Origin of the sequence: Micromonospora sp. NPDC005291, assembly GCF_040607415.1 — a bacterium.
In the GTDB taxonomy this organism is placed as follows: domain Bacteria; phylum Actinomycetota; class Actinomycetes; order Mycobacteriales; family Micromonosporaceae; genus Micromonospora.
Genome location: NZ_JBEXGR010000002.1, coordinates 493,219 through 512,904 on the forward strand (window position 1 = coordinate 493,219; position 19,686 = coordinate 512,904).

At 68.5% G+C, this 19,686-nt stretch carries 14 protein-coding genes; 5 read left to right on the forward strand and 9 right to left on the reverse strand.

Features of this window, described 5'->3' with window-relative positions; translation table 11 throughout:
- The first annotated feature begins 159 nt into the window (after positions 1-159).
- Positions 160-1,215, forward strand: a complete 1,056-nt coding sequence (locus tag ABZT18_RS04355; protein ID WP_355250416.1) for a carboxypeptidase-like regulatory domain-containing protein — start codon at positions 160-162, stop codon at positions 1,213-1,215.
- Here the strand turns inward: ABZT18_RS04355 and ABZT18_RS04360 are convergent.
- From ABZT18_RS04360 to ABZT18_RS04390, 7 genes are all read right to left on the reverse strand, one after another.
- A complete protein-coding gene (locus tag ABZT18_RS04360; RefSeq protein ID WP_354992361.1) occupies positions 1,203-1,397 on the reverse strand; it encodes a hypothetical protein in 195 nt (64 codons plus the stop codon). The two genes, ABZT18_RS04355 and ABZT18_RS04360, sit on opposite strands and share 13 nt — an antisense overlap.
- Positions 1,397-2,587 carry a family 1 glycosylhydrolase gene (locus ABZT18_RS04365; RefSeq protein WP_355250419.1) on the reverse strand — a complete coding sequence of 397 codons (1,191 nt, stop codon included), beginning with the start codon at positions 2,585-2,587 and terminating at the stop codon, positions 1,397-1,399. The genes ABZT18_RS04360 and ABZT18_RS04365 overlap by 1 nt, the downstream gene beginning before the upstream one ends.
- 62 nt (positions 2,588-2,649) lie before the next feature.
- Positions 2,650-5,781, reverse strand: coding sequence for a family 78 glycoside hydrolase catalytic domain (locus ABZT18_RS04370; RefSeq protein WP_355250422.1), 3,132 nt, complete (start codon positions 5,779-5,781; stop codon positions 2,650-2,652).
- On the reverse strand, positions 5,778-7,037 hold the full coding sequence (locus ABZT18_RS04375; protein WP_354992364.1) for an extracellular solute-binding protein: 1,260 nt from the start codon (positions 7,035-7,037) through the stop codon (positions 5,778-5,780). The genes ABZT18_RS04370 and ABZT18_RS04375 overlap by 4 nt, the downstream gene beginning before the upstream one ends.
- A 24-nt stretch (positions 7,038-7,061) precedes the next feature.
- Positions 7,062-9,743, reverse strand: coding sequence for a family 78 glycoside hydrolase catalytic domain (locus ABZT18_RS04380; RefSeq protein ID WP_355250425.1), 2,682 nt, complete (start codon positions 9,741-9,743; stop codon positions 7,062-7,064).
- Positions 9,740-10,561, reverse strand: a complete 822-nt coding sequence (locus ABZT18_RS04385) for a carbohydrate ABC transporter permease (protein WP_354992366.1) — start codon at positions 10,559-10,561, stop codon at positions 9,740-9,742. The genes ABZT18_RS04380 and ABZT18_RS04385 overlap by 4 nt, the downstream gene beginning before the upstream one ends.
- Entirely contained in the window at positions 10,558-11,442 is an 885-nt protein-coding gene (locus tag ABZT18_RS04390; RefSeq protein ID WP_354992367.1) for a sugar ABC transporter permease, read from the reverse strand. Before ABZT18_RS04390 ends, ABZT18_RS04385 begins: the two co-directional genes overlap by 4 nt.
- 354 nt (positions 11,443-11,796) lie before the next feature.
- On the opposite strand from ABZT18_RS04390, the gene ABZT18_RS04395 reads away from it, so the two are divergent.
- Positions 11,797-12,894 (forward strand): LacI family DNA-binding transcriptional regulator, encoded by a 1,098-nt coding sequence (locus ABZT18_RS04395; RefSeq protein WP_355250428.1) that lies wholly within the window; start codon positions 11,797-11,799, stop codon positions 12,892-12,894.
- Between the two features lie 151 nt (positions 12,895-13,045).
- On the opposite strand, the gene ABZT18_RS04400 is transcribed toward ABZT18_RS04395, so the two are convergent.
- Complete coding sequence (locus ABZT18_RS04400) at positions 13,046-13,897, reverse strand: zinc-binding dehydrogenase (RefSeq protein ID WP_354992369.1); 852 nt, start codon at positions 13,895-13,897, stop codon at positions 13,046-13,048.
- Positions 13,898-14,363: 466 nt separating this feature from the next.
- Positions 14,364-14,948 (reverse strand): GyrI-like domain-containing protein, encoded by a 585-nt coding sequence (locus ABZT18_RS04405; protein ID WP_355250431.1) that lies wholly within the window; start codon positions 14,946-14,948, stop codon positions 14,364-14,366.
- 62 nt (positions 14,949-15,010) lie between these two features.
- Here ABZT18_RS04405 and ABZT18_RS04410 point away from each other — a divergent pair, with 62 nt between their 5' ends.
- The 3 genes from ABZT18_RS04410 (at position 15,011) to ABZT18_RS04420 (ending at position 19,532) form a co-directional block, all read left to right on the forward strand.
- Positions 15,011-15,844: a phytanoyl-CoA dioxygenase family protein gene (locus ABZT18_RS04410; RefSeq protein WP_354992371.1), complete on the forward strand. Its 834-nt coding sequence runs from the start codon at positions 15,011-15,013 to the stop codon at positions 15,842-15,844.
- Between the two features lie 218 nt (positions 15,845-16,062).
- Positions 16,063-16,893: a TrmH family RNA methyltransferase gene (locus ABZT18_RS04415; RefSeq protein WP_354992372.1), complete on the forward strand. Its 831-nt coding sequence runs from the start codon at positions 16,063-16,065 to the stop codon at positions 16,891-16,893.
- 362 nt (positions 16,894-17,255) lie between these two features.
- The gene (locus ABZT18_RS04420; protein WP_355250433.1) at positions 17,256-19,532 is read left to right on the forward strand and encodes a glycoside hydrolase family 44 protein; all 2,277 of its coding nucleotides are present in this window, start codon (positions 17,256-17,258) and stop codon (positions 19,530-19,532) included.
- The last annotated feature ends 154 nt before the right edge of the window (positions 19,533-19,686 follow it).

The window sequence follows — 19,686 nt, forward strand, 5'->3', positions numbered from 1 at the left end:
GCGGGAGCGATGTCGTGGAGCCGTCGGAGGTGGGTCGCGCAATCCGTTCCAGACAGGGCATAGTGGCCCGCGGCGCCATCGACCGGTGTTGCCTGCTCTTGGAGAAGGTGGTTGGAAGTGACGACGCGCTTATGTGTCCGATGGACCCGAGCGGCCGCATTGATCACGCTGACCGGGGGGACGCTCGCGGTGTCGGCGGCACCCGCGACGGCCGCCCCGGAGACCGTCCGCATCCTGAGCGTGTCGGCGGAGAACGTGAAACCCAACGAGACGGTACGCGTGCGGTTCCGCGTCACCAACAACGGAAGCAGGGCGGAAACGGCCATCGTGGTGGTCGGCGGTGGCTTGCGATGCACGTCCGGATGCCGGGCAGAGCCGAAGCTCGGACCTGGCCGGAGCCAGACCTTCGACACGACGCTCGTCGCCCCCGCGGCTCGCCCGGGTGAGACCACCGGCCTCAACATCTCGATCGGCGTGCGGCTTGCCGGACAGAACATCTATGACCACAAGATGGTCTACGTCCACGGCCCGGGCACGTCGTCGCCCGGCGGGGACAAGCCGGCGGCCGGGGTGAGCGGGGTCTCCGGGCGGGTCCGCGACGCTGCCGGAAAGGCAATCGGCGGCGTGGATCTGACCATCCGGGACAGCGCCGGGCACGAATACCGGACGACCAGCAGCCCCAGTGGCCAGTTCTCGATCACGTCGACCGCCGCCAAGACAATCGCCGAGGGATCCATCACGGTCCGCGCGGCCAGGGACGGCTACCGCACCGCTAGCACGACCGTACGGGGCAGCGCCGGTGACGTCGCGACCGTGCGGCTGACCCTCTCTGCGGTGGCAGCGCCCACCAAGACGTCGCCGTCGCCCACTGCAGAGGCAAGCCCTCTCGCCGCGGCGGGCGACGGCACCCCCGAGGCTGCGCCGCCCACCCTCAAAGCCGTCAGCGACGAGGGAAGCAGTCCGTCGCCGTTCCTCCTCCTGGGCGGCTTGATGGTCGCCGCGGGCCTGGGCGCGCTCGCACTGGTGGTGATGCGCCGGAGGAACGCACCGGACGCGGGTGTTCCCTCGACGACCCAACTGTCGGCGCCGGCCGGTGGGAGCATGGCCGATGCCCCGACCGCTGTACTGCACACCGGGCCGGTGGGCGGCGGGTTCCCGGGCTCGTACGGCACGCCCCCGCAGGGTGGCATCCACCAGAGCAGCTACCGAGGTTGAAAGATCGACGCCTGTTGGTCCGGGTTTCGTTCGGGTTCGTGCAGCCCGTGGGGGCCGTCGGACACCATGATCGCCGGGATACCGGGGCGCGGCACCGGTGCGATGTGCCAAAAGGTGGAGCCCAGGCACAGCGCGGCCTTCTCCTCGATCGTCAGCTGCGGCCGCAGCTCAGTGAAGGTCATCACAGGGCCTCCTGGAATTGTCCGGTGCGAGCGATGCGGGCGAAGACGTGGGCGCTGGGTTTGGGCAACCGGGTGAATGAGTCGTCGACGCCGATGAGCCCGAATCGGGGCCGGTACCCCTCGCTCCACTCGAAGTTGTCGAACGCCGACCAGTGCAGGTATCCGCGCACATCGACGCCTTCGGCGCGGGCCTTTGCGAGGGCGGCCAGGTGCGCGGTCAGATACGCGATCCGTTCGGTGTCGTCGGTGGTGGCAATGCCGTTCTCGGTGACGTAAAGCGGCAGCCCGGTGGCGGCGGCGCGGTGCAGCATCTCCCGCAGGCCGTCGGGGTGCACGGCCCAGCCCATCTGGGTCAGCGGAGTGCCGGTTGGCGGTTCACCGAACCAGGTGGGTGAGGCGGGGTCGACCCACTGTTTGCGGTAGTACTGCACCCCGAGCCAGTCACCGCCATCGGGGCCGACGAGGTTGTCGAGGTAGCGGTCGACGATCTCGTAGCGCATCAGCCGGTGCAGAGACCGACAGGCATCGTCGTCGCGGGCCGGTGCGAGCAGCGGCAGCTGCACGGCCAACCCGATCTGGGCGCCACCGGCGGCGCGGATCGCAGGGACCGCGGCGAGGTGTGCGTCCAGTAGAACCGAGCCGACGCGTCTCCAGAGGACCGGGTTGGTCAGGCCGGGCGGGTGGTAGCCCTCGAGGTGGCCGTGCAGGGCGATCATCTGCGGCTCGTTGATGGTGCAGATGTACGGCATCAGCGAAGCCAGCTCGGCTGTGACACGGGTGCAGTACCGGGTGAACAAGGCGATGGCGTCCGGGGCGAGCCAGCCTCCCCGGGCGGCGAACCAGCGCGGCAGGGTGAAGTGGTGCAGGGTGACGAAGGCCGTCATGCCGGTGTCGGCGAGCGCGGTGAGGACCCGCCGGTAGTGGGCGATGGCGGTGCGGCTGAACTCGCCGGGCGCCGGTTCGATCCGGGACCACTCGATCGACAGGCGGTGTGCGTTGTGGCCCAGGGAGCGAAGGAGCGCGAAGTCATCGGCGTACCGGTGGAAGTGGTCGATGCCGTCGCCCGACGACGTCTGCGCGGCCGACGCGGGGTGGTGTTCGAAGTCCCACCAGTCGTTGTTGGTGTTGCCGCCCTCGACCTGGTGGGCCGAGGTGGCGGTGCCCCACAGGAAGCCGTCCGGGAAGTTCACGCGAGTCCTCTCGGCAGATGGAGGCGTGGCCTCCGCGCCCGGGGCGCGGAGGCCACGTCACCTCACCTGGTGGTGAAGGTGTAGGTGCCCGACGGCGCCCGGTAGACGGAATAGCCGCCCTCGCTGCGCAGGAGCTTTGTGCGGTGCGGAGCGCCGGTCACCGTGCCGCCGAGGGTGGGCACCCACACCTCGGCGGTGCTGTTCGGCGGAACGGTGACGGTCAGCCGCAGACGGTCGCCGGTACGGGTCCACTCCGAGCGGGCCGTCCCTTGCGGGGTCGTGTAACTGCCCTTGACGAACGTCAGGTCGCCGACCACCTTCGGCTGGATGACCAGCTCGCGGTAGGCGGCGGTGCCCTCAGCCGCACGGATACCGGCCAGGCCGGCGTGGAACCACTCCTCGATCTGGGCGAGGATCATGTGGTTCTTCGAGTCGCCCCGGTTCCACCGCTCCCCCATGGTCGTCATGCCGCCCGGGTTCGCGGTGGTGGACTCCATGAAGTAGCCGTAGCTGGGCTGCTCATCTTCCTGGATGAGGTCCCACAGCACGTCGTCGCGGCCGCCGTCGGACAGCGCCCGCACGGTCGGTGCCATGCCGATGGTGCCGCCGCTGAAGTGCGGGCCGTCACCGACCGGGTGGAACGCGTAGACGAGCTCCACCAGTGCGTCGAGGACCGGCTGCCGTTCACCGTCGGGCACCAGGCCGGCGTCGAGGGCGAGTGCCTGCGCTGTCTGGGTGGCGCCTGCGGTGCCGGCGTTGCCATCGGTGGTGTAGCGGCGCAGAGTCGTGTTGTAGAAGGCCGCGTTGAATGCCGTCCTGATGTCGGCGGCCAGCGCCGTGTACTTCTGCGCGTCCGCGGGACGGCCGGTCAGCTCTGCCAGCTTAGCGAGTTCGCTGATCATGAGGTAGTAACCCCAGGTGCCGGTGATCCGGCCGGAGGTCTGGTCGGCGGACACCCAGTCGGCGAGGGCCGCGTCGACGATGTGCCCGACCGCCTTCTGCCGCTGGATGTAGTCGGCGAAACGCACCATCGGCTCGTAGTAACGGGCCGCCGTCTCGGTGTCGCCGTACAGCTCCCGCAGGAATCCCGGTACCAGGATGATGGCGTTGCCCCAGTTGACCTCGTCACCGAAGCGGCCCGAGTAGCCCCAGTCGTAGACGGGGGTCTTGAGGGCCACGTTGCCGAACATCGGGGTGTCGGCCATCGACTGGCCTTCGACCAGGTGCCGCTCGTGGGTACGCAGGTACGCGGACAGGTCGAAGTTGCGGTGGATCGAGCCCATCGGCATGGTGTAGTCCGCCGGGTAGGACAGCTTCTCCCGGCCTGGACAGTCGGTGAAGACCGACATGATGTTGCCGGCGAACGAGTACCAAGCCATGTCGTGGATGCGGTTGACCCGTGCGTTCGACGTGACCACGCTGCCGGCGAGAGGCGTGTCCGCCTGCACCCGCAGCCCGGTGACGGTTTCCTTGGTCGGCACATAGCCATCGGGCAGGCCGGTGACCTGCACCCACTGCATGCCGAAATAGTTGAAGTCCGGCCGCCAGGTCTCCCCGCCGCGTAGTCCACCGGCCGTGTAGGTGTTGAACAGGTCGGTGCCGCGGCTGCCACCGCCGCCCATCAACGAGGCTTGATCCACGGTGCCGTCGGCCGCGAGGGACTCGGCCGGGGAGAGGCGGATCGTGGTGCCGGCCGGCACTCCCGGCTTGAGCGTGAGTTGCGGCAGGCCGACGATGTTCTGCCCGAAGTCGAACACCCAGGTGCCGGGTTTCGGGTTGGTCACCGCGACCGGCGTGAACTTGTCCGCGATCGTGATGGGCGGGGCGGTGCGTCCGACCAGCTTGGTCGCGAGGTTCGGCGGTGGTGCGATGCCGGCGGCGATCCACCCGGCCGGGCTGCCGTCACGCCGCTTGGCGGTGGCCGTCAGGTCAGCGCGGGGCTGGTCCCATCCGGGCTGCTCGCGGCGGGCGTCGTGGTCAGACCCCGAATACCAGGCGTCGGTGACAAGCGGGCCCAGCGAGGTGCGCCACTCGCGGTCCGAGACGATCACCGTCGAGACCCCGCTGGTGTACGCGACCTCAAGTCGTGCAATGAGCCGTGGGGTGACGGCCGCTCCGGCGCTGGCATCGCTGGCGGCGACGTTGTTGCCGGAGCCGGTGACCGTGGCACCGGTGGAGTGCGGTTTGGACAGGCCGGGAGTGAAGGTGATGCCGGTGCCGTCGGCGCCGGCCGTCCCGATCGCGGTGATGGTCCGTGACTCCAGGTTGTCCCCGCCGCCCGCGGTGTCGACGTTGATGGTGCCGCCGACGTGATAGCCGGTGACGCTGTCGAGGTGGACCGTGGTGGCCCCGGCCTCGGTGTCGCCGGTGAGCACCCCGCGGCCCTTGAGCTGGCTCTGCCACCACGAGTACGGCGACGTACGCCCGACCGCCGGGTTGGTGACGCTGCGCCGCACGTACGCCGGGCCGTTGCCCAGCTTGACCCCGACGGTGTTGTCACCCTTGCGAAGCTCGTCGGTGATGTCGTAGCCGCGGTACTCGCTGGACAGTTGGTAGTTCGAGTAGCCGGGGGCGAGGACCTCGTCGTTCAACTCGCGGCCGTTGACGGTCGGCAGGTGCATGCCAACGCCGGACAGGTAGAGCCGCGCGTGACTGACCTGACGGCGTGGGTCGATGCTGAACTGGCGGGCGAAGATCGGCATCGGTTGGGTGTCGGCGCGGTCGGGATACTCGATCCACTTCGCGCTGCCCCAGTCGGATTGCTGGAGCAGGCCCATCTCCCAGGTGGATCGGGCGCTCCAGGCAGAGGCGCGTCGGTTGGCGTCCCAGACCCGGACCTGCCAGGCCAGGCGTTGCCGGGAGCTGAGTGCCTTACCGGAGTAGCGGACGCCGGATTGGATGGCAGAGGTGACTTTGCCCGAGTCCCAGATGAGCCGATTCTGGCCGAGGTCGCGGACCTGGATCTGGTAGGCGGTCTGCCGGTCGGCGGCCGCCGACCGCGTTTCGGCGAAGCGCCAGCTCAGCAGCGGGTTCGGGTTGTCCAGCCCGATCGGCTGGTCGGGGCGGCCATCGACACGCAGGTCGACGACTCGGACGTCGGGACCGATGGCACCGGCCGGGGTGGCGGCGAGGACGGTGGTCGCGGCGAGCGTCGCGGCGAGCCCGAATGCGGTGATCAGGCGTACGGCTCTCATGATCCTGCCTTGTAGTCGGCGTCCATGTCCTTGAGGACCTCGGCGGGGGTGGCCTGGTCGCTGAAGACCTCCTGCAGGCCGCTGAGCATGGTCTGCTGGACCTTGGCGTTCGGCCACAGCTGGTCCATGAAGGGCACGGTGCGGTTGTCCTTGACGTACGTGGTGAGTTCGGCCAGGCCCGGGTCGACGGTGGTGGCGGCGGTGGGCAGCGTCGGTAGGCTGCCCTGGGCCTCGTTGAACAGCTTCATGCCCTCCGGCGACATCACGAAGTTGACGAACTTGAGCGAGAGTTCCTTGTTCTTCGCCTTGGCGTTGACGCCGTAGCCCATACCGGCGGCGGCAGGCATGAGGAAGCTCGCCGCGTTGTCGGTGGCCGGCAGCGCCTTCATGGTGAACTTGCCGTTCGGGTTCTTCTGCTTGAGTAGGGCGATGACCCAGTTGCCCTGGATGACGCCGAGCGTCTTACCGGTCGCGGCCAGGGTCTGGCTGGCCTCGTAGCTGGTGCTGAGGGGGCTCTTCTGGAAGCAGCCGGCCTTGTTCATCTCCTGGTACTTGGCCATGGCGTTGGCCCATGCCGACCCGGCGAAGGTGGCCTGACCGTTCTGCATCTTGGCGTCGAAGTCCTTGTCCGTGCCATAGACGTCGGTGGCCACCAGGGCGTACAGGGCGAGTTGGGTGACCCAGTTGTCCTGGATGCCGAGGGCGAAGGCGGGGGTGCCCTTACCGGCGGCGGCCCTGCAAAAGGCGAGCAGGTCGGTCCAGGTGCCCGGCGTGGTCAGGCCGGCCTTGCTCACCGCCTCGTCGTTGTAGACGGCGCCGATGCCGTTGAGCCCGAAGAGCGCGTTGTAGGTCTTCCCTTCGTACTGGGCGAGCTTCTTGAACGCGTCTGGCAGTTGCGCGGCCCATGGCTGGTCGGACAGGTCGAGCAGGTAGCCGGGCTTGGCGATGACGTAGGTGGCGCCGGGGTTGCCGTTGCCTGGCCAGACCGACATCACGTCGGGTGCGGTGCCGGAGGACAGCTGGGTACGGATCTGCTGCTGATGCTGGTCGGCGCCGCTGGTGGTGAGATTGACCTTCACGCCGGGGTTGGCGGCTTCGAAGGCTTTCACGACTGGTTCGATGGAGCCCTGGTCGACCGAGGCGATGGTGAGGGTGTTCTCGCCGCCGGAGCCGGCGTTGGTGCCGCTGCTGCAGGCGGCCGTCAGGGTCGCGGCCAGCAGCGCGGCGGCGACGGCGGTAGATCTGCGTGTGTTCACGATGTCTCCCACGGTGGAGATGAATCAGACGGGGGCGGTGAAGGTGTAGCGGCCGGACGTCAGCCGCAGGGTCAGCCCGGCGGCAGTTGGTTCGGCCCCGAGAACCCCAGGAGTTCCGGCGGCGGGCACGTCGTTTTCGCGCACGTCGCCGGGAGCGGTGGTGGGGATCTGCAGTACGGCGGTGCTTCCCGGCGGCACCGTGACGGTCACGGTCAGCCGGTCGTCGGTGATCGACCAGCCGCAGGCGACGAGCCCGCGGGCGGTCTGCTGCTCAGCGCGCGCCCAGGTCAGCTGCCCACCCGGGGTGGGGCGCAGCAGCAGCTCGCGGTAGGCGACCGAATCAGCGCTCTGATCGATGCCGGCGACCCGGCCGTAGAGCCAGTCGCCGACGCTGCCGAGGCTGTAGTGGTTGAACGAGTTCATCGCGGCGGACTGGAATCCGTCCTGGTCGGTCCAGCCGTCCCAGCGCTCCCAGATCGTGGTGGCGCCGTGCCGGATCGAGTACAGCCAGGATGGGTATTTGTCCTGATGCAGCAGGGCGTAGGCGAGGGCGCTGTGACCGTGGTCGGCCAGCACCGGGCACAGCAGCGGCACTCCGACGAATCCGGTTGTCAGCCTGTTGCCGCGGCTCTCGATGTCCGCGGCCAGGTGCGCCACTGTCCTGTCGATCAGGTCGGCCGGGAGCAGGTCGAACCCCAGCGCCAGGAGGTACGCCGTCTGGGTGCCCCCCTTGACGCTGCCGTCGTCTCCGACGTAGGCATCGATGAAGGCTCGTCGTACTGCCGCGTGCAGCGCCCGGTACCGGGCCGCCTCGCCGGATCGGCCCAGCACGACGGCGGCGTCCGCGACGATCTGCGCGCTGCGCGCGAAGTACGCCGTGGCCAGCACGTCACGAGGTGTATCCGCGTCGACCTGGAGCCAGTCACCGTACGAGTTGCCGGTGCGATGTTCCCAGAGCAGATCGGGATTGTGCCGGCGGATGTGCTCGACCCACGCGACCATCGCGTCGAAGCAGCGCTCCAGGACCCGCCGATCGCCGTAGGTGCGCCACAGCAGCCAGGGGATGATGACGCCGGCGTCGCCCCAGGCCGGGGCACCTTCGCGATCGATGGCGACGATCGGGGCGACGTCTCTGAACGCTCCGTCGTCGTTCTGGCCGTCGACGACGTCCCGCAGCCAGCGGGCGAAGAACGCGGACACGTCGGCGTTGCGGGTCGCCGTCGGTGCGAACACCTGCGCGTCGGCGAGCCAGCCGAGCCGTTCGTCACGTTGCGGGCAGTCGGTCGGAACTGCGATGAAATTGCCACGCTGCCCCCAGCCGATATTGGCGTGCAGCTGGTTGACCAGCGGGTCAGAGCATTCGAACCGGCCGGTCCAGTCGAGGTCGTTGTGCACGACCCGAGCGGTCACGTCGGCGTCGGTGATCTCGCCCGGGTAGCCGCTGATCTCGGCATACCGGAAGCCGTGAACGGTGAATTGCGGCTCGAACACCTCTGTAGGGCGGCCCGCGGTGATGTAGGTATCCGTCGCGCGGGCTCGGCGCAGGTTTTCGACGTACAGTTCGCCGTCGGCCAGGACCTCGGCATGGCGTACGACGACGCGCTGCCCGGCCGACGTGTCGCGTAGGCGCAGGCGCAGGCGACCGACCAGGTTCTGCCCGAAGTCGACAATGAATCGGTCCGGACCGCGACGGTGCACGGCCACTGCGGTGGTGTCGATGGTGACCCGGATCGGCGCGTCGGGTTCGGCGGTCAGTGGTCCGGGGTCGGTATCCAGGATCGCGACCGGCCGGAAATCGCTGGCGGCACCGGGGCAATTCCAGTCGGACTGTTCGTGGCGGGCATCGACGTACTGACCCATCAGCAGATCGGCGGCGCGGATCGCGCCGGTGTGTTCGGTCCAGCCGTCGTCGGTGGCGATCACCTGCCGAGAGCCGTCGGTGAAGTCCACCACCAGCTGCGCCAGGAATTGTGGGGCATCGCCGTAGTGCAGGGCGGGACGACGCGAGTCGAAGCCGACGTACCCGGACCACCAGCCGTCGGCGACGATCGCGGCGAGCACGTTGTCGCCGGCGTGCAGGCGGTCGGTGACGTCGTAGGTCTGGTACTGGATCCGCTGGTGGTACTCGGTCCAGCCAGGCGCGAGTTCGATGTCACCGACGCGTGCCCCGTTGAGGTGGGATTCGTAGACGCCGCGGGCGGTGGCGTACAGCCGAGCCCGCACCGGCCGACTCGGCAAATGGAACTGCGTGCGCAGGTATAGCGGCGCCTCCGCCGGTCCGGGCGTGTCGAGGTCGTCGTCGGTGGGCGGATTGATGGGTGGCAGCGCTCGCGGGTCGCGGCCGATCCACACCGCGGTCCACTCCGACGGCTGAAGGAGGCCGGTCTCGAACCAACTCTGGGCGCGTCCGGTGTGTGCACCCGTCTCGTCCCAGACGTCGACCCGCCAGTGATAGCGAGTCGTTGACCGCAGGGCCGGTCCCTCCCACGCGACCAGGAGCGTTTCGGCTGACACCTGGCGACGGGTGTCCCAGATCAGCTGGGACGGCTCGTCGAGGTCCTGCTCGTTCTCGGCGGCCGTGATGCGGTAGGCGCTCTGGGCTGCGCCTCGACGCTCGCTGCTGAGCCTCCAGGACAGCCGTGGGCAGGGTTCGTCGAGCCCGAGCGGTTCGGTGCGATGCTCGACCTGCAAGCCGTGAGGGGTCATCCCTTCAGCCCTCCGGCGAAGCCGTTGATGATGCTGCGTTGCAGTACGAGGTACACGGCGAGGACGGGGACGATGCTGATCAGCAGGGCGGCGAAGATGAGGTTCCAGTCGGAGACGAACTGGCCGACGAAGCCGGCGACCGCGACGGGCATGGTCTGCTGGTCGCTGCCGCTGAGGTAGAGCAGCGGGGTGAAGAAGTCGTTCCACACGCTGACGGCGTTGAGTACCAGCGCGGTCAGGGTGATCGGCTTCATCATCGGTAGGACGATGTAGCGGAAGGTCGCCAGCGGTGTGCATCCGTCGATGGCGGCGGCGTCCTCGAAGTCGCGAGGCATAGCCCGCAGGAAGCCGACGTAGAGGAAGGTCGTAAACGGCACCTGCAGGCCGGCGTAGAACAGCACCAGCGACCACACCGAGCCGAGCAGACCGAGGTCACGGATCGTCTGGTAGAGCGGCAGCGACGCAAGCTGGAACGGCAGGACCAGCCCCAGCATGATCAGCAGGAAGGTGGCGCGCGACCAGTGGGCGGTGGAGCGGGCTAGAGGGTAGGCGGCCAGTGAGGAGACGGCGAGCACGATCAGGACGCTGACGGCGGTGACGAGAACACTGTTGATCAAAGCGCCGCCGAGGCCGGCCTCCTGCCAGGCCTGCGTGAAGTTGCTCAGCGTTGGCGCAACGGTGGGACTGATGGGCGACGAGGTGTCCGACGGGGCCCGGACGGCCAGGTTGATCAGCACGTAGACCGGGAACGCGAAGGCGAGGGCCACCGCGATCATGAGCACTTCGAGCACGAAGGTGCGCTTGGTGTAGCGGTTCATGACGTCGCCCTCTCGTTGCGCGACAGCACGGCGTACTGGCCGGCGGAGGCGACCGCGACGATGGCCGTCAACACGACGGCGAGGGCGATGCTGTAGCCGAACTCGCCGAGGGTGAAGGCATCCTTGTAGATCAGCGTGGAGATGGTGTCGGTGGCGTGCCCAGGACCGCCGCCGGTCAGCGCGTAGACCTGGTCGAAGAGCTTGATCCCGCCGATGATCGACAGCATCAGATTGATGGTGATGGCGGGGGCGAGCAGCGGCCGGATGATGGACCAGAAGCGGCGGACCGGGCCGCTGCCGTCGATGGCGGCCGCTTCGTAGATCTCCTTGGGCACCGACTGCAGCCCGGCCAGGAAGATGACCATGGAGTAGCCGGCGAACTGCCACACCACGACGAGCACGATCATCCAGAGCGCCAGATCCGGGTCACCGAGCCAGTCCTGCCGCCACGAGCCGAGGCCGATCGTGCCGAGCAAGGTGTTGACAGCACCGTCATAACCGAGCAGGTTGCGCCACAGATAGGCGGTCACGATTGGTGTGACCACCGCCGGCGCGAACAACAGCACCCGCAGGAGGTTCCGGCTCTTGATCATGCTGTTGACGCCGAGCGCCAGCAGCAGCCCGATGCCGTTCTGAATCACCGTGACCGCTACCGCGATGAGCACGGTGTGCCAGACGGCCGACAGTGCGTCGGCGTCGTGGATCATGTCGCTGAAGTTGCGCAGGCCGATGACCGTGAAGTTCGGGTCGAGGCCATCCCAGTCGGTGAAGGCGTAGTACAAACCTCGAGCGCTGGGCACCAGGACGACGAAGGCGAACAGCAGCAGCGCGGGAATCATGAACCACCAGGGCGGCGCGCCCGACTGACGGCGTGCGGCCACGGTCTCCGTCGGTGGTGAGGAACGTTTTTTCACCTCGAGTGTCACTGGATACCCACCTGATTGAATCGTTTCATACCGCGCGGACCGGGGGCCCTGCGATCGAGGATGCGAACAGTGAGGGGGGCACAGACCTGCGTCTCGCGCCACAGCCTTGGTGCCAGAAACGGGTAACGTTTTCCAAGATGTTTCGCCGACCTAAGAGTCGACACCAACAAGCGTCAAGAGGTCGCTATCAACTCCTGAGCCCCGTCAGACCAGCTGGGGGCAGTGTTGATTGTTGATCATCGTGGGTCCTAGCCGTGGAGCCATGCCAATCCCTACACTGGGCAACGTTTCCCGGAACGAGGAGATCGGATGCCGAGACCGCCCGCGCCGACGCGCCGAGTCACGATCATTGACGTGGCCAGACATGCCGGGGTGTCGACCACTGCCGTGTCCAAGGTGCTGCGTAACGCGTACGGCGCCAGCCCCCAGATGCAGTCCAAGGTCCGTGCCGCCATCGACGAACTCGGCTACCGCCCGTCGGCGTCGGCTCGCGGGCTTCGCGGACAGACCTACACCATCGGCGTGATGTTGCCCGACATCCGCAACCCGTTCTTCGCCGACGTCCTCGACGGCATCAGCGCTCAGCTCGGCGGCACCGACTACCAGGTGCTGATCGCCGCGTCCTGCAACAGCGAGACCGGCGAAGCCCACGTCACCGACGCCATGATCGACCGCAACATGGACGGCGTCATCCTCATCGCTCCGTTGACCTCCCGGCAGCGCCTGGAACGCATCGCCCGTGCCGTACCCACCGTCGTGGTCGGGCGGCATGGACACTCGGCCGCCTACGACACCGTCGCCGACGACGACTTCGTCGGCGCCGGCCTGATCGTCGCCCACCTCGCCGAGCTCGGGCACCGCCGCATCGCCCACATCGAACATCACGAGACCAATCCGGTACGGCTCACCGAGATGCCGAACGCCGTGCGCGCCGACGGCTACCGCCACGCCATGCGGGCTCATGGTCTCGGAGAGCACATTGATATCGCCTCCACCACCTATACGCAGCAGGGCGGCTATCTCGGCACGAAGGAGTTACTCGCCCGCCCGCAGCGACCGACCGCCATCTTCGCCGGCGCCGATATCGTCGCCATGGGAGTCCTGGACGCCCTCGCCGACGCCGGCCTGTCAGCGCCCGCTGACATCTCTGTCGCCGGCTACGACAACACCACCTTCGCTGCTTTCGGACCGATCTCGCTCACCACCGTCGACCAGGCTGGCCACCAGATCGGCACCAATGCCGCCCGACTGCTGCTCGACCGCATCACCGACGGCAGTCGGCCCACAGCCCAGGTGAAGCTCTCCCCCACCCTCGCCGTCCGGCGGACGACAGCTCCCCTGCCCGCGGTTACCGGCGGACAGGGCAATACGCCCCCGGTCACCGCAACTGCTGTCCCGGCTGACTGAACGGCTCACCAACCTCGCTCAGCGAGGTCCATCGGCGGTGCAGGACGTTCATCGCTGACACCGTGCTGCAGTGGTGAATGCTGTACGCACAGGATGCCCGCAGCGCGAAAGCGCCTCGGGCATCCTGTGGGTGGCTCCGCCGTGGTGAGGCTCAGAAGGCGATGAGGGCCTTGAGAACTTGGCGGTCATCCATGGCGCGGTACACCGCGGGGACCTCGTCGAGCGGAACCGTACGGTCGAAGACCTTGCCGGGGTCGACGCTGCCGTCGAGGATGCCGGGCAGCAACTCGTCGATGTACGCACGCACGGGAGCCGGGCCCCCATTGAGCGTGATGTTGCGACCGAACAGGCTGGCGAAGCCGACCGGTGCTTCCTCGTACTGCGGCACGCCCACCCGGCTGATGACGCCGCCGGCGCGCACGATGCCGACGGCCTGGTCGTACGCGGGTCGAAGGCCGACGGCTTCGAGGACCTTGGGCGCGCCACCGCCGGTGAGATCGCGGACCTTGGCGATGCCTTCCTCGCCGCGCTCCGCGACGACGTCGGTGGCGCCGTACTCGCGGCCCAGGTCGGTGCGGACCTTGTGCCGGCCCATCAGGATGATCTGCTCGGCGCCGAGCCGCTTGGCCGACAGCACTGCGAGCAGGCCGACCGCGCCGTCGCCGATGACGGCGACGGTGTCGCCCGCGGTGACGTTGGCGCGCTTGGCGGCGTGGTAGCCGGTGCCGTACACGTCGGCCAGGGTCAACAGCGATGGCAGCAGCTCGGAATCGACGCCGACAGGCAGCTTGACCAGCGTGCCGTCCGCGAGGGGTACGCGGATCAGTTCAGCCTGCGCAGCGCTGAAGAACCCGACGTGTACGCAGGCGGTCTGCACTCCGGCACGGCAGAATTCGCAGGTGTTGTCCTGGTACGAGAACGACGCCACGACCAGGTCTCCGACCTTGACGGAGGCCACATCGGAGCCGATACGTTCGACCACGCCGAGAAACTCGTGACCCATCTGCACCCCCTGATCACTTCACCACGATGGTTGCGCTGGTCATGGCGTTGCGGGTGGTTCCCGGGTCTGAGCTAACGGGACCAGGGGTGCAACGCACGCCGATTCACCAATGAGCCCAGAGCGAGCAGTGGAACGGACCCGGCGAACCCGCCCTCGGGCGGCCCACCGTCATCGACCCGGCACGACAACGCGCCATCGCGGCATGAGAGTGCGGAAGACTCGATATTGAGAAAGCGTGCTAGAGGCTAACCGGTGGGGCTACGACCAGTTCGGTGTCCGGGTCGTGGTCAATCCGCGGCCGGCGACGATCAGGGTGGCTCGCGACCACGACCGCTCTCGCAGCATGAAGGGCAGTTCCTCCCGCGGATCAGGGCAGATCCGGATAGTCGCGCTCGGTTGCCAGGACCGGGCCATCGTGTTGGCCGCCAGGCCGGACCCCTGATGCTGTCTGGATCTCGCCAGATCGTTACGCCGGTTCGACGGGTAGCCAGAGTTCACAGGTCGCTGTCCTGAAGTCGTTCGTAGGCTCAAGCACCGCGACGATCTCCGGACCTGGTCGCAGACGCCACGGGTTAAACGGGAACCACGCGGCTGCGGCCGTGGCCCAGGCCTTCTGCAGGGTCTGCGGATGCGGCCCCGTGGTCCGGATGACCACCCATCTGCCGGCCGGAACTTCGATGATGTCGAGGCCGCCGGGGACCGGCGTACCCGGGGACACGGCGACGCCGTGAAGGTAGGTCAGCTCGCTGCCTTCGGCGTAGTCGGGGTCAAGGTCGTCGCTGACCGCGAGCAGGCCGCTCGGCTCAGTGTTGCCGAGAGCCTTCAAGCGCAGGTGCTCCTCCGTCGGCAGTGCGGTGATGTGCCGCTGGATGTGCGGGTTGATGCCTTGATGGACCAGCCGGACGCGGGCCGCGTGCCCCACGAGCCGGAACTCGGGATGATTGACGATGAAGGTGTCCACGTGTTCGCTCCCTTCGACGGTCAGACGGAGTGCCGGGATCATCAAGCCTCTGTCCGATGTCAACCGTGGTCGCAGCGCACCGGTGAGCACCCGACAGAAAGGGCGCGGAAAGTGTCGGGTGATCGAGACCGGCGCCGCCGCACGATTGGGGCATGGATGACACGACCTTGGTATCCCGCTTTCTTCGCGACGGCTTCGTAAAGCTGAAGGGCGCCGTCGCGCCGCGCGTGGCAGCGGACTGCGCGCGGCTGCTGTGGCGGGAGACGGGCTGCGACCCGGACGATCCAGCGACGTGGACGCAGCCCGTGCACTGGGTGCCCGGCATGGCGCAGGGGCCGTTCGCCGCCGCTCCCAACTCCCCGTTCCTCCATCACGCATACGACCTGCTCGTCGGCGCGGGACGCTGGGAGCCGCGCTACTCGCTGGGCACGTTCCCGCTGCGCTTCCCGCACGAAGAGGAGCCGGACGACGCGGGCTGGCACATCGAGGGCAGCTATCTGCCGGAGGGTGAGAGCTGGTACTTCACCAATGTGCGTTCCCGGGGCCGGGCACTGCTGATGCTGTTCCTGTTCAGTGAGGTCGGTGAGAAGGACGCCCCGACCCGGATCCGGGTCGGCTCCCACCTCGACGTGCCGAAGGTGCTGGAGAAGTACGGGGAGGACGGAGCGAGCGGGCTGGCCCTTGCGCCAGACCTGGTGGCGGCGTCCGAGCACCGGCCGCTCGCTCTGGCCACCGGATCTCCGGGCGACGTCTTCCTGTGCCACCCATTCCTGGTGCACGCGGCGCAACCGCACCACGGAGCGCGGCCTCGCTTCATGGCCCAACCGCCGCTGATGCCAGCCGCACCGTACGAACTGGAGCGGGCCGACGGCGCATACTCGCCCGTAGAGATCGCGATCCGTCGGGGTCTCGGACAGGACGCCCTCGGTCCGGACGGGGACGGCACCGACCGCGGCGCCGGGACGACATGTCCCGTCCGTTCCTGAGCGCCTGGCCGAAGGTCTTGTCGGCAACCTCGGGGAGCCAGGGTGAGGTCCACGGCGCGGCGCCGGTGAGGTTGAAGTCGCCGGTGCGGTGCCGGAAGAAGACGTGCCCAGGGGTCAGGATCCGGTGGCGGATCCCGGCCGGCATCCAGCACAGTGTCCCGAGGCCAGTGAAGTACGCCGGGGGCAGGGCATGGGCGAGCTACGTGACGGAGGCGGGGTTGGCAGTGGTTCTGCGAGTAAGTGGCCGCAATGCGCGGTTCCAGCAGTGGGAAGCTCTCCTCGGCAATCGAACCAAGCGGCAGCGACGCGGCGAGTTCCTCGTGCAAGGCGTGCGCCCGATCACCATGGCCGTCGAACACGGCTGGCAGATCCGGGAGCTGCTCTACGACACCAGCGCTCAGCTGTCCGGCTGGGCACGCGAGGCCCTGGACACAGTCCGGGCCGAGAAGTTCGCCGTCTCGCGTGAACTGATGCACGAACTGGGAGGTAAGGCAGACACGGTTCCAGAGCTGCTGGCCGTGGTCGCGCTGCCGGAGGACAACCTGCGCCGTATCCCGGTCGGTCCGACCATGCTCACCGTCGTGTTCGATCGGCCCACCAGCCCCGGCAACATCGGGACCCTCGTTCGGTCGGCGGACGCCTTCGGTGCCGGCGGCGTCATCGTCACCGGCCACGCCGCCGACGTGTACGACCCGAAGGCGGTCCGGGCGAGCACCGGCTCGCTGTTCGCCTTGCCCGTGGTCCGGGTGCCCTCCCACCAGGCCGTTCTATCCTGGGTCGCTGACGTCCGCGCCGACGGCATCGGCATGAGCATCATGGGAACCGATGAGCGCGGGATCCTGGACACCGCCGAGTACGACTTCACACAACCCACCCTGACGTTGATCGGCAACGAGACCACCGGCCTCAGCTCCGGCTGGCGCGAGGCATGCGACCAGCTTGTCCGGATCCCCATGTTCGGGTCCGCCAGTTCCCTGAACGCGGCGACCGCCGCGACCGTCGTGCTGTACGAATCGGCACGCCAGCGTGCCGCCGCCGCTCGGCGGTAGCACACTGATCACAGGCAGCCGCCCGGCGGCTATCCGCCACCATCTCGCTACCTGACCCGCGGTGCCCGCCTGCGGACAGGCGCCGCAGCCGGGCACCACACGGGCGCGAGTGGACGTCGTCCTCGCCGTGATCGTGCCGGGCGAATCCGGCGACGGCCCGAACGCCGGTCTTGGCACCGTACGCGCAGATCGCCAATAGCAGCCGGATCCGCCAGGACCTCCGTCGGCAACGCAACGGCTCCGAACCGACTCCGAGGCATGAAACGCGCTGCGGACTGCGAGGAGTCTCCGGCGTTGACTCCCAGCCAGGAAAGCGCAATCGTGAGGAAGCGCTCCCATCGACGAGCTCCTATTTGAGAGGAATGCTCGTGCGTCCCACCACAGCTCTACTCCCGGTCGTGCTCGCCACGGCCCTCGGCGGTCTGGCCCTGCCGGAGCCCGCCCTGGCCGCAGCCGGCCCGGCGCTGGCCGTCGACACCACCGCCGCCCGGCACCAGATCAGCCCGTACGTCTACGGCATGAACTTCGCCGACGAGGCCCTCGCCCGCGACCTACGGCTGCCGGTGCACCGCTACGGCGGCAACGCCACCACTCGCTACAACTTCCGTGCCGACACCACCAACCGCGCGTCGGACTGGTACTTCGAGAACATCCCCAACGACAACCCGAGTCCGGCCGACCTCCCTGTGGGCTCGGAGACCGACCGGTTCGTGCAGCAGAACAGGGCCACCGGCGCCGCCACGGTCATGACAGTGCCGATGCTCGGCTGGATCGCCAAGGACCGTTCGCGGGCGTGTGGCTTCAGCGTCGCCAAGTACGGCCCGCAGGAGTCCACCGACCCCTGGGCGCCGGACTGCGGCAACGGCAAGAAGCCGGACGGGTCACCGGTCACCGGCAACGATCCGGAGGACACCAGCGTCGCCGTCGGTCCGGGGTACGCCGCCGACTTCGTCAACCACCTCAAGGGGCAGTTTGGCGCCGCCGCCGACGGCGGGGTCCAGTTCTACAACCTGGACAACGAGCCGGACCTGTGGCACTCCACCCACCGCGACGTCCGCCCGACCGGGCTGGGCTACGACGAGCTACGCGACCGCACCTACGAGTACGCCGCCGCGATCAAGGCTGCCGACTCCGGCGCGAAGACGCTCGGTCCCGTCGGCTGGGGCCTGAACTCGATCTTCTATTCGGGCCTCGACCAGGACACCTGCTCGCGCACCGGCTGCTGGTCGAACCCGCCGGACAAGGCCGCGCACGGCGGCCAGGACCTCGGCCCGTGGTACCTGGACCGGATGCGCGAGTACGAGCAGCAGCACGGCACCCGCATCCTCGACTACTTCGACGTCCACCTCTACCCGCAGCAGTCCGGCGTGTTCGGCGACGCGGCCGGCGACGCCAACACCCAGGCGCTACGACTGCGCTCGACCCGCCAGCTCTGGGACCCGACCTACGTGGACGAGAGCTGGATCAACAGCCCGGTCCGGTTCATCCCGCGCCTGCGCGAGCTCGTCGACCAGCACTACCCGGGCACGAAGCTCGCGATGACCGAGTACAACTGGGGCGGCCACGGGTCGCTCAACGGCGCGCTCGCACAGGCTGACGTACTCGGCATCTTCGGCCGCGAAGGGCTCGACCTGGCCACCCTCTGGACCGCGCCCGAGACCGACCAGCCGGTGGCCAACGCCTTCCGCATCTACCGCAACTACGACGGCAAGGGCGGCGCGTTCGGCGAGACCTCCGTCAAGGCGACCAGCGCCGACCAGGGCAGGCTTGCCGTGTACGCCGCCGAGCGGAGCGCCGACAAGGCACTCACCCTGGTCGTAGTCAACAAAACCGGCGACGACTTGACCAGCCCGGTCGCCCTCACCGGCGCCGCCGCCAGCACCGCCCAGGTCTACCGTTACAGCGGGACGGACCTCGCCGGCGTCGTCCGGGAGGCCGACCAGCCGGTGACCGCCGGCGGCCTCACGGCCACCTTCCCGGCCAACTCGATCACCCACCTGGTACTGCCGCGCGGCACCACGCCCGGCGACACCCAGGCGCCGACCGCCCCGGGCAAGCCGACCGCCGGCACGATCACCGGCGACAGCGTCGCGCTGGCCTGGACGCCGTCCACCGACGACACCGCAGTCACCGGATACGACGTGCACCGGGTCGACACCACCGGCACCGTGAAGGTGGGCAGCGCCACCGGCACCACGTACACCCTGACCGGGTTGACGCCGGACACCCCGTACACCTTCGTGGTAACCGCCCGCGACGCGGCGGGCAACGTCTCGGCGGCCTCGCCCGGCCTGACCGTGCGGACCGCGCCCACCGCCCCGACCGTCGGCTGCACGGTCGCTTACACGGCGAACAGTTGGCCGGGCGGCTTCACCGCGACCGTGACGATCAAGAACACCGGCACCACCGCGATCGACGGCTGGAAGCTCACCTTCGACTTCCCCACCGCCGGCCAGAAGGTCGGCCAGGGCTGGTCGGCCACCTGGAAACAGAGCGGAACGAGCGTCACCGCGGACAGCATGAGCTGGAACGGCAAACTCAGCCCCGGCGCGTCCACCAGCACTGGCTTCAACGGCACGTGGAGCGGCACCAATCCGGCGCCAACGGTCTTCAACCTCAACGGCCAACGCTGCGGGTGACCTGAGAGACCGCTAGTCCGTCCCACACCGGCGGAGCCGGCCCGAGTGGTCCGGGGCGCGCCGACACGCTGCTCGGCGAGGGCCGACCGATCCACCTCATGATCAATAACGCGGGCGTGATGACACCCCCCACCCGGCACACCACGGCCGAGGG